The organism is Streptomyces sp. MZ04 (assembly GCF_004684775.1).
Lineage (GTDB): Bacteria > Actinomycetota > Actinomycetes > Streptomycetales > Streptomycetaceae > Streptomyces.
In genome coordinates this window covers 1-9,979 of sequence record NZ_SRIC01000293.1, presented here as the reverse complement: position 1 = coordinate 9,979, position 9,979 = coordinate 1, and the positions used below count along the sequence as shown (strand labels likewise).

Here is a 9,979-nt window from a genome sequence, read left to right as displayed (position 1 = left end):
GCCTCGCCCTCCCTCCGCTCAAGGTCCCCGGCCAGCGCCCGCGCCTGCGCGAACAGATCCTCCTGCGTGTAATCCGCGAGCCCCGTGACGCCCACCCCGAGGAGCCGCACGCCCCCCGTGGTGTCCACGGACTCCAGCAGCCGCGCGGCAGCCTCCCGCACCACCCCCGGGTCGTCCGTGGGCCCCCGCAGCGTCTCGGACCGCGTCAGCGTCGAGAAGTCGAACCGCCGCACCTTCAGCACGATGGTCCGCCCCGAGTGCCCGGCCGCCCGCAGCCGCTCCACACACCGATCGGCGAGCCGCGCCACCTCACCCCGGACCCGCACCCGGTCGTGAATGTCCACGTCGTACGTGTCCTCGACACTGACCGACTTGGACTCCCGCTCCGCCACCACGGGCCGCTCGTCCCGCGCCAGCGCCATCGCGTACAGCGCGCTCCCGTGCGACTTCCCCAGGAGCCGTACGAGCTCGTCCTCGCCCGCCTCCGCGATCTCCCCGACCGTCGTGATCCCGCCGCGCCGCAGATGGTCCCCGGTGGCAGGACCGACCCCGGGCAGCGTCCGCACCGACATCGGCGCGAGCAGCTCCCGCTCGGTCCCCGGAACTATCAGCCGCAGCCCATCGGGCTTGGCCTCCTCCGAGGCGATCTTCGCCAGCATCTTGGACGCGGCGAGCCCGACCGACCCCGCGAGTCCGGTCACCGCCTTGATGTCCGCACGCAACCGCTCGCCCACGGCCAGCGCCGACGCCTGGTCGTCGGCCACGCCGCCCGCCTCCAGGTCGACAAAGGCCTCATCCAGGCTGAGCGGCTCCACCAGCGGCGACAGCTCGCGCAGCAGCGCCATCACCTGCTCGCTGATCTCCCGGTAGAGCCCGAAGCGCGGCACAAGATAGGCGGCATTGGGGGCAAGGCGACGCGCCTGCCCCATGGGCATCGCCGAGTGCACACCGAACTTCCGCGCCTCGTACGAGGCCGTGGCCACCACACCCCGCGGCCCGAGCCCGCCCACCACCACGGCTTTCCCGCGCAGACTCGGCTTCGCGGCCTGCTCGGCAGACGCGTAGAAGGCATCCATGTCGAGATGCAGAATCGTGGGCGCGGTTCTCACACCTCTGATGCTGCCCTACGCCACTGACAACGCCCCGAAACCGCCACCCCGAACCCCCAGGCCGGCAGGGATGCCGCAACCGCCTCACACGGCCCGGTTACGCCGCCGCGCGAGCTCATCGGCGGGATTCTGACGCAGCAGCGTCTCCCCGGTGTCGATGCGCTCCCCGTGCAGCTGCGAAAGCGCCGCTTCCACGTCCCGCCACACGACGCCCACGGCGATCCCGAAGACCCCCTGCCCGCCCTGGAGCAGATCGTGGACCTCGTCGGGCGACGTGCACTCGTAGACCGTCGCGCCGTCGCTCATGAGCGTCATCCGCTCGAGATCCCGGAAGCCGCGGTCGCGCAGATGCTGGACCGTGGTCCGGATGTTCTGCAGGGACACACCGGTGTCCAGGAACCGCTTCACGATCTTCAGGACGACGACGTCCCGGAAGCTGTAGAGCCGCTGGGTCCCCGACCCGCCCGCGGACCGCACACTGGGCTCGACGAGCCCCGTACGGGCCCAGTAGTCGAGCTGGCGATACGTGATACCGGCGGCCGCGCACGCGGTCGGCCCTCGGTACCCGATCTGTTCCTGTTCGGTCTGTCCGGACGTGGCGTCCCCGCTCCCCTGAACCGCAACCGGCCGCCTCGGAGAGTGATCGGCCGTGCTGCCGTGAAGCGGATACGGTCCGCCCATCGCCGTACCGTCGCCGCTGCTTCTCACGCCGACCTCCGTCCTTGACCTGCCTTCCCGACGGTAGGCAGTCACCAGGGGCTCGTCAACGATCGCCACACTCGGCACGCCGAGTGATAATCACCCTAAGAGTGGTTTGCCGTACCTCACCGCCGGGAAAGGCTAGCCGAATGGTTCGCCGGAACTCTCCGGAGGCACCGGTTCACTGGCTGTTGGTGCCGAAGTCCTCGGGCGAGATCTGATCGAGGAACTCGCGGAACTTCTCCACCTCGTCCTCCTGCTCGTCCGGAATGGCGATGCCGGCGTCGTCGAGGACCCCGTCACTGCCGTAGATCGGCGTCCCGGTGCGCAGCGCCAGCGCTATGGCATCGGACGGCCGGGCGCTCACCTCGACTCCGCTGGCGAAGACCAGCTCCGCGTAGAAGACCCCTTCGCGCAGGTCCGTGATGCGCACCTCGGTGAGCTCCTGACCCACCGCCTCCAGCACGTCCTTGAACAGGTCGTGGGTCAGCGGTCGCGCGGGCGCCATCCCCTGCTGTGCGAAGGCGATCGCGGTCGCCTCCCCTGGTCCGATCCAGATGGGGAGGTACCGATCGCCTCCCACTTCACGCAGGAGCACGATCGGTTGGTTGGAGGGCATTTCGACCCGGACACCTACGACGTCGAGCTCGTTCACACAGCAACCCTAGGACGTGCCCGGCAGGTTTGGGTAGTCGGGCACCCCCTGAGTCAGGGCAACCGCACCCCTAGAGCGGTCTGCACCAGTGCAGAGTGCAGCTTTCCGGTGAGCCCCGCCAGTTCCTTCGTACGCGCTTCCGCATGGGCCCTGGTCTGCGGATTACGGTGCCTGCGCAGCGGCGCCACGACCTGGTCGACCAGGCCGGCCTCACGTTCGGCGGCTGCTTTCATGGCACGCAGATGGCGCGGCTCGATGCCGAACCGGCCGAGTTCGACCACCAGGGCGGCGACCGTCACGGCCTCGGCGTCGTAACCACCGTCCGGCAGCGGCGCGATGAGCCCGTACGTCTCCCACTCGTCGAGCTGCTCCGCTTCGGCCTCGGCGGCGGCGAGCAGCTCGGCCCGGCCCACGCGGGCCGCGGTGGGCCCCTCGGCCTCACCGGGGCCCCAGGCGTCGCCGGGCTCCCTCGGATGCCCCAGGGAGGGCAGTGGGGCCGCCTCTCCGCGCTCCAGGGCCTCCAGGTGCTCCCGGATGACCTTGAGCGGCAGATAGTGGTCCCGCTGCATCCTCAGGACGTGACCGAGCCGCTCGACGTCCTGCGGGCCGAACTTCCGGTAACCGGACGGTGTGCGCTCGGGCTCGATGAGCCCTTCCGACTCCAGGAAGCGGATCTTGGAGATCGTGACCTCGGGAAACTCGTCACGCAGCGCGTTCAGCACTGCGCCGATGCTCATCAGCCGACGGTCCTCGGCGGCGGTGCCGTTGCCGGCACCGCCCCTCGGTGTTTGAAGCATGGACCTTCCTGACGGGTCAGATGCCGACGCTCCGCTGGCTCGCGTAGAAGACCAGCCGGTACTTACCGATCTGCACCTCGTCGCCGTTCGACAGCGGGACGGAGTCGATGCGCTCCCGGTTGACGTACGTGCCGTTGAGGCTGCCCACGTCCGCGACGGTGAAGGAACCGTCCTGGACACGACGGAACTCCACGTGGCGACGCGACACGGTCACGTCGTCCAGGAAGATGTCGCTCTGCGGGTGACGCCCCGCCGTGGTCAGCTCGCCGTCCAGCAGGAAGCGACTGCCCGAGTTCGGACCGCGGCGCACCACGAGGAGCGCCGAGCCGAGCGGCAACGCGTCGACGGCGGCCTGGGCCTCCGGCGAGAGAGCGGGCGAGGCGGTCTGCCCCGTCACCTCCGCGTCATACGCCTCGAGCCCCGAGATGGAGATGGTCGAGGTGGTCTCGGACGGACGCTCCGGCGCGGCCCCGGCCCGCAGCGGCGCGCCGCAGTTGGAGCAGAACCGGCTCGCGTCGGCGTTGCGGTTCCCGCACCTCGTACACACCAGGGCCATGGACGGATCCTCCTGACGCGGCTGCCCCGCAGGGGCATTGGACGCGTACGGATCGGGGGTAAACCCTCCACCCGTACTTGAGGTTGACGGTTCTCCGAAACCTATGCGGCCCGGACCGGCAGGGTCAACAGACGACGCGCCCTGTCCGCCCGAAATGTCACCGCCCGGTCCACCGACCTGGTCGCGGAACATCGGGCGCTCGCCGCCCTGTCCCTCGGCGTCTCCATGGCGCGGCGCACGGTGCCGGGCAGTGGCGGGATTGCCGCTGTCCTCACGCGAGCGCTTGCCGAACAACTTCTCAAACAACTTCACGGGCGATTCCCCTTGACCGAAACAGACCCGCCCGTGGGGCAGGACGAACCCTGATTGCACACACCGGCGTACATCGGCGTACCAGACATCCTCACAACGTCCGTACCCGCCAAACAGTTTCCACCACGCACCACGCTTACAGTGCGCCGACCCCCCGCAACCTCATGCCCTCCGAAGACGGCCCCCATGCGCCGCCGCCTCACTGGGAGGACGACCGAGCGTAGTCAGGCCGCTTCGCGGGTCGCAAGGCGTCCACCACGATCTTCTCCGCTCGCGCCACGGTGACGGTGGCCTGCTCCTTCTCCAGAGTCTGCACCACCCCACCAGGGATGTTCAGCGCCGGCTCGAGGTCCTGCGGCTTGCCGATCACCTTGAAGCGGTAGGGCTTGCCGACCTTGCGGCCGTCCACCCGCACGCCACCACTGTCCGTGTCCGACAGGTAGGTGCTGGCCACCACCCGCACGTCATTGATCTGGATGGCCTCGGCCCCCGCAGCGCGCAGCTCCTGAATGGCGTCGAGCAGCATGTCCGCCTCAACCGACCCCTTCTTGTCATCGATGGTCAGCGTGATGCCAGGACCCTGCGCGGCCACGGTGCCCGCCAGAATGCCGAGTTGTCTTTCCTTCTCGACCGTCTGCTTGCGGGCCTCCTCGGCCTGGTCCGAGCTGTTCTCAAGACCGGTGCGCTGATCCTCCAGACGCTGCTTCTCATCTTCCAGACGCTGCGTACGGTCATCCAGTTCATCGAGGATGCGTACGAGATCTTCCTGACGTGCTCCGCGCAGCGCGCTGCTGTCGTTGTTGGACCGCACCTGGATGGCCAGGCCGAGGCCCAGAACGAACAGCAGCAGGGCCACGATGAGTTGGGGGCGCGTGACACGCGGCGGCCACAGCGCCTCCACCAGCCGCTGACGGCCCTTCAATGGCTGCCGCTCGCCCTGCGCGGGCGCGGCGTCCGCCGGCTCCACGGGCGCGCTCGGCACCTCGGCGGGCAGTTCCTTGCGCCGGTTGTCGTTTCCGGGCGTCTCGTCCGTGGCCATCGGCGTCACGCCCGGAAGATGTGTCGGCGGATGGCGGCGGCGTTGGAGAAGATCCGGATGCCGAGCACCACGACGACTCCGGTGGACAGCTGGGCGCCCACGCCCAACTTGTCGCCCAGGAAGACGATCAGCGCGGCCACCACGACGTTCGAGAGGAACGACACCACGAAGACCTTGTCGTCGAAGATCCCGTCGAGCATCGCGCGCAGGCCTCCGAACACCGCGTCGAGTGCCGCGACGACGGCGATGGGGAGGTACGGCTCGACCACCGCCGGAACCTCGGGCCGGACCAACAATCCGGCCACGACTCCCACGACGAGGCCCAGTACGGCGATCACTATGTGCCCTTTCCTGCCTTCGGCTCTGCTGTACGTACGGTCACACTCGGTGCTGCCGGGAGTCGGACGCTCTCCTGTGCGGAAATGCTGGTCCTGACCCCGAAGTTCTCCTGCAGAGCATGCAGATACTGACCGTCGCGACTGTTCTGGAATCTCGTGCTCAACCGCTGCCCGTCCCCCACGGCAAGCACCGTATACGGCGGCACCAGCGGCTTGTTGTCGACCAGTATCGCGTCACCCGCGGCCCTGATCGCCGACAGCGCTGTCAGCCGCTGGTCGTTGATGGCGATCGCCTCCGCGCCCGACTGCCACAGGCCGTTGACCACCCGCTGCATGTCGCGGTCCCGTACCCGTCCGGTGTCGGAGAACCCGGCGCTCTCCCGCGGTCCGCCACCGCCCTGGTCGGCTGCCTTCGCGTCGTCCACGACGAGCTTCACGCCCGGCCCGTGCACCTCCGTGGCACCGGAAAGCAGAGCCACCAACTCGCCCTGGCTGCCGCCGTGCTTCTTCAGCGCCTCACGCTGCCGCTCGCTCACGTCGTCGCGGAGCGTCTCGACGTCCTCTTCGAGCTCGTCCGCGTCCGAAGTCGCCGACTCGATCCGGTCGATGAGCTCCGCGCGCTCCTTGGCGACGACCGGAGCGGCTATCCGCGCCTGCGCGGCGCCCACGGTCACCACCAGGGCGGCGAGTACGAGCCCGAGCGCGAGCCCGAGCTTGGCGCGCAGCGGACGCGGGACGCCGGCGTCGCCCTTCTCCTTCTTCCGGGCCGCCGCTTCCGCGTATCCCTCGTCCAGGCTGTGGTCCATGACGGTGGTGAGCAGCGACATGGAGGCGTCCGGGCGCCGGGGGCGCGAGGGGGTGCTCCGAACGGGGGGCTGCTGCGGCATGCCGCACATCGTCGCACGTCGCGGGCGCTACCTCCGAATGGCCCCACCGGCGTGCCGGACGGCGCCCCTCCCGGGCGCCGTCCGGCCCTCGCCGACGGTCAGCGACCTGCGCTGTCCACCACGGCGGACCATTCGTCGAGCAGTGCCTGCGCGGATGCGTCATCGGGCCCTTCGGCCCACAAATGAGTGACCGCCTCGGCGGGATCGGGCAGCACAAGCACCCAGCGCCCGTCGGTCTCCACGACCCGCACACCATCGGTCGTGTCCACCGAACGCTCCCCCGCGGCCTCCACCACGCGACGCATCACCAGGCCCTTGACCGCCCACGGAGTCGCGAGGTCACGCCGCAGCACATGGGCCCGCGGAATCCGCGCGTCGATCTGGCTGAGCGTGAGCTGCGTCCGCGCCACGAGCCCGATGAGCCGCACGAACGCCGCCGTACCGTCGAAGACGCTGCTGAACTCGGGAATGATGAAGCCACCACGCCCATCACCCCCGAAGATGGTCGACTCGTCACGCCCCACCCGCGTCAGATCGTCCGGCGACGTGGTCGTCCAGTCGACCTGCGTACCGTGATACGCCGCCACCTGCTCGGCGATGCGCGTCGTCGTCACCGGGAGCGCGACGCGCCCGCTGCGCCGCTCGGCGGCGACCAGATCGAGCATGACGAGCAGCGCCCGGTCGTCCTCGACGATCCGCCCCTTCTCGTCGACGAGCGAAAGACGCTCACCCACAGGATCGAAGCGCACCCCGAACGCGGCCCGCGCCGACGCCACGATCTCTCCAAGCCGCACAAGACCCGACCTGCGCGTCTCGTAGGACTCGGTCGGACGTGACTCGTCGAGACCCGGGTTGATGGTCAGCGCATCGACACCGAGCCGCCCGAGCAGGCTCGGCAGCACAAGCCCCGCACTGCCGTTGGACGCGTCGACGACCACCTTCAGCTCGGACTCGGCCACACCCGTCGTGTCGATGTTGCGCAACAGCGAGCCGGTGTAGGAGTCGAAGACACTCGACGGGAAATGCAGATCCCCGATCTCACCGGGGAACGCACGCCGGTACTCCTGACGCGCGTACACACGGTCGAGCTTCCGCTGGCTCCCCTGCGACAGATCCGCACCGCGCCCGTCGAAGAACATGATGTCGACGGAGTCCGGCACCCCCGGAGTCGTCCGAATCATGATCCCGCCGGCACTGCCCCGCGCGGTCTGCTGCCGCGCCACCGGCAACGGCACGTTCTCCAGATCGCGTACGTCGATGGCACTGGCCTGCAGGGCCGAGATCACCGCTCGCTTCAGCGCACGCGCGCCTCGCGAATGGTCACGCGCGGTCGTGACGGTCGAGCCCTTCTTCAGGGTCGTGGCATACGCCCCGGCGAGCCGTACCGCGAGCTCCGGGGTGATCTCCACATTCAGGATCCCGGACACCCCGCGCGCACCGAACAGGTGGGCCTGGCCCCGCGACTCCCAGATGACGGACGTGTTGACGAAGGCGCCGGCCTCGATCGTCTTGAACGGGTAGACGCGGACGTTGCCCTGGATGATCGATTCCTCACCGACCAGGCACTCGTCACCGATGACTGCACCGTCCTCGATACGGGCGGCCCGCATGATGTCGGTGTTCTTCCCGATCACACAGCCCCGCAGATTGCTGTGCTCGCCGATGTAGACGTTGTCGTGGACAACGGCCTTGTGCAGAAACGCCCCGGTCTTGACCACGACGTTCGAGCCGATGACCGTGTGCTCGCGAATCTCCGCACCGGCCTCGACCTTGGCGTAGTCCCCGATGTACAGCGGCCCGCGCAGCACGGCGTCGGGGTGCACCTCGGCCCCCTCGGCGACCCACACACCGGGCGAGATCTCGAAGCCGTCGAGCTCGACGTCGACCTTGCGCTCCAGCACGTCGGCCTGTGCCTTGCCGTAGCTCTCGTGCGTACCGACGTCCTCCCAGTACCCCTCGGCGACATACCCGTAGATGGGCTTGCCCTCCTTCATCAGCTGAGGGAAGACATCACCGGACCAGTCCACCGACGCATCGGCCTCGACGTAGTCGAAGACCTCGGGCTCCATCACATAGATGCCCGTATTCACCGTGTCCGAGAAGACCTGCCCCCAGGTCGGCTTCTCGAGGAAGCGCTCGACCTTTCCTTCTTCGTCCACGATGGTGATGCCGAATTCCAGCGGATTGGGAACACGCGTCAGACAGACGGTGACAAGTGCGCCCTTCTCCTTGTGGAAGTTGATGAGCTCGGTGAGGTCGAAATCAGTGAGAGCATCACCGGAGATCACGAGGAATGCATCGTCCTTCAGCGCTTCCTCGGCGTTCTTCACACTCCCAGCAGTGCCGAGTGGCTTCTCCTCATTGGCATAGGTGAGCTCCATCCCGAGCTCTTCACCATCGCCGAAGTAATTCCTGACCAGAGAGGCCAGGAACTGGACTGTCACTACGGTCTCGGTGAGCCCATGCCGCTTGAGCAGCCGCAGCACATGCTCCATGATCGGCCTATTGGCCACGGGCAGGAGCGGCTTGGGCATGCTCGAGGTCATGGGGCGAAGGCGAGTGCCTTCGCCTCCGGCCATTACGACGGCCTTCATGTCGGAAGCGTCCTCCTCAATAGACGACGATCTAGCCGACTTAGCCCGCCCAGATTGGCCCGCATATGTCAGTTACGGGCCTGCAAGCCTCGCAGCTGCCGAATCGGCAAGCTCAATCGGCCGTGGCGTCCGCCCGGACAAGTCTGCGGACCTGAACCACGTAGAGGATCCCTGCCCACCAGTACAGCGTTGTACCCCATCCGGCGAACGCCCATCCGAAAATAGCAGCGAGGGTGTTGATCCAGCCACTTCCATCACTGAGAAGCAGTAGTGGAAAGGCGTACATCAGGTTGAACGTGGCGGCCTTGCCGAGGAAGTTCACCTGAGGCGGCGGATAGCCGTGACGCCTGAGGATCCCGACCATCACCAGCAGAACCAGCTCGCGCAGGAGCAGCACCGCGGTCAGCCAGAGCGGAAGAATCTCCCGCCACGTGAGTCCGACCAAAGTGGACAAAATATAGAGCCGGTCAGCGGCCGGGTCGAGCAGCCGCCCGAGGTTGCTGATCTGGTTCCAGCGGCGGGCCAACTTGCCGTCGAGATAGTCGCTGATGCCGCTCAGCATCAGCACCAACAGCGCCCAATGGTCACTCTTGGGACCACCGAACTCCGGCCTGAGGATCAACCACAGGAAGAGGGGTACGCCGACGAGGCGCGCCATGCTGAGGATGTTCGGGATGGTGAGGACTCGGTCCGTCTGGACACGTGTCTCCTGGACCTCCACCCGGGGGCCTCCTGTGGGAAATGAGCCGATGATGCCCCCTGACCTTACCCTCAGTTGTCAGCCGGCGATGCAGAGGGGTGGTCGGGACCGGAAACACAAAAAAGCCGTGGCCCCTGGAATTAAATCCAGGGGCCACGGCTATAAAAATAGTTCGGCGGCGTCCTACTCTCCCACAGGGTCCCCCCTGCAGTACCATCGGCGCTGTGAGGCTTAGCTTCCGGGTTCGGAATGTAACCGGGCGTTTCCCTCACGCTATGACCACCGAAACACTA

General features: G+C 67.8%; 10 protein-coding genes and 1 rRNA gene. All 11 read right to left on the bottom strand.

Annotated features, from left to right (window positions below):
* The coding region (locus tag E2651_RS36305; RefSeq protein ID WP_135335520.1) for a DNA polymerase IV at positions 1 to 1,109 on the bottom strand (1,109 nt) is incomplete at its 3' end.
* Between the two features lie 84 nt (positions 1,110 to 1,193).
* Positions 1,194 to 1,817: a MerR family transcriptional regulator gene (locus tag E2651_RS36300; protein WP_135335519.1), complete on the bottom strand. Its 624-nt coding sequence runs from the start codon at positions 1,815 to 1,817 to the stop codon at positions 1,194 to 1,196.
* A gap of 172 nt (positions 1,818 to 1,989) precedes the next feature.
* On the bottom strand, positions 1,990 to 2,463 hold the full coding sequence (locus E2651_RS36295; protein ID WP_006123076.1) for a bifunctional nuclease family protein: 474 nt from the start codon (positions 2,461 to 2,463) through the stop codon (positions 1,990 to 1,992).
* Between the two features lie 53 nt (positions 2,464 to 2,516).
* A complete protein-coding gene (locus E2651_RS36290; RefSeq protein ID WP_135335518.1) occupies positions 2,517 to 3,260 on the bottom strand; it encodes a MerR family transcriptional regulator in 744 nt (247 codons plus the stop codon).
* 16 nt (positions 3,261 to 3,276) lie between these two features.
* Complete coding sequence (locus E2651_RS36285) at positions 3,277 to 4,245, bottom strand: FHA domain-containing protein (RefSeq protein ID WP_135335517.1); 969 nt, start codon at positions 4,243 to 4,245, stop codon at positions 3,277 to 3,279.
* 82 nt (positions 4,246 to 4,327) lie between these two features.
* Positions 4,328 to 5,167 (bottom strand): DUF881 domain-containing protein, encoded by an 840-nt coding sequence (locus E2651_RS36280; RefSeq protein WP_135335521.1) that lies wholly within the window; start codon positions 5,165 to 5,167, stop codon positions 4,328 to 4,330.
* 5 nt (positions 5,168 to 5,172) lie between these two features.
* On the bottom strand, positions 5,173 to 5,505 hold the full coding sequence (locus tag E2651_RS36275) for a small basic family protein (RefSeq protein ID WP_030794354.1): 333 nt from the start codon (positions 5,503 to 5,505) through the stop codon (positions 5,173 to 5,175).
* Positions 5,505 to 6,401: a DUF881 domain-containing protein gene (locus E2651_RS36270; protein WP_135335516.1), complete on the bottom strand. Its 897-nt coding sequence runs from the start codon at positions 6,399 to 6,401 to the stop codon at positions 5,505 to 5,507. The genes E2651_RS36275 and E2651_RS36270 overlap by 1 nt, the downstream gene beginning before the upstream one ends.
* Positions 6,402 to 6,490: 89 nt before the next feature.
* Entirely contained in the window at positions 6,491 to 8,986 is a 2,496-nt protein-coding gene (locus tag E2651_RS36265) for a mannose-1-phosphate guanyltransferase (RefSeq protein WP_135335515.1), read from the bottom strand.
* A 112-nt stretch (positions 8,987 to 9,098) separates the two neighbouring features.
* Complete coding sequence (locus tag E2651_RS36260) at positions 9,099 to 9,707, bottom strand: CDP-alcohol phosphatidyltransferase family protein (protein ID WP_135335514.1); 609 nt, start codon at positions 9,705 to 9,707, stop codon at positions 9,099 to 9,101.
* A 149-nt stretch (positions 9,708 to 9,856) separates the two neighbouring features.
* A 5S ribosomal RNA gene (gene rrf / locus E2651_RS36255) occupies positions 9,857 to 9,973 on the bottom strand.
* Between the last annotated feature and the right edge of the window lie 6 nt (positions 9,974 to 9,979).

What these genes read in the sequence shown, in the direction of transcription:
- E2651_RS36290 (WP_135335518.1), bottom strand. Translation starts at nt 3,260, where the DNA reads ATGCTTCAAACACCGAGGGGCGGTGCCGGCAACGGCACCGCCGCCGAG.
- E2651_RS36280 (WP_135335521.1), bottom strand. Translation starts at nt 5,167, where the DNA reads ATGGCCACGGACGAGACGCCCGGAAACGACAACCGGCGCAAGGAACTG.
- E2651_RS36270 (WP_135335516.1), bottom strand. Translation starts at nt 6,401, where the DNA reads ATGTGCGGCATGCCGCAGCAGCCCCCCGTTCGGAGCACCCCCTCGCGC.
- E2651_RS36265 (WP_135335515.1), bottom strand. Translation starts at nt 8,986, where the DNA reads ATGAAGGCCGTCGTAATGGCCGGAGGCGAAGGCACTCGCCTTCGCCCC.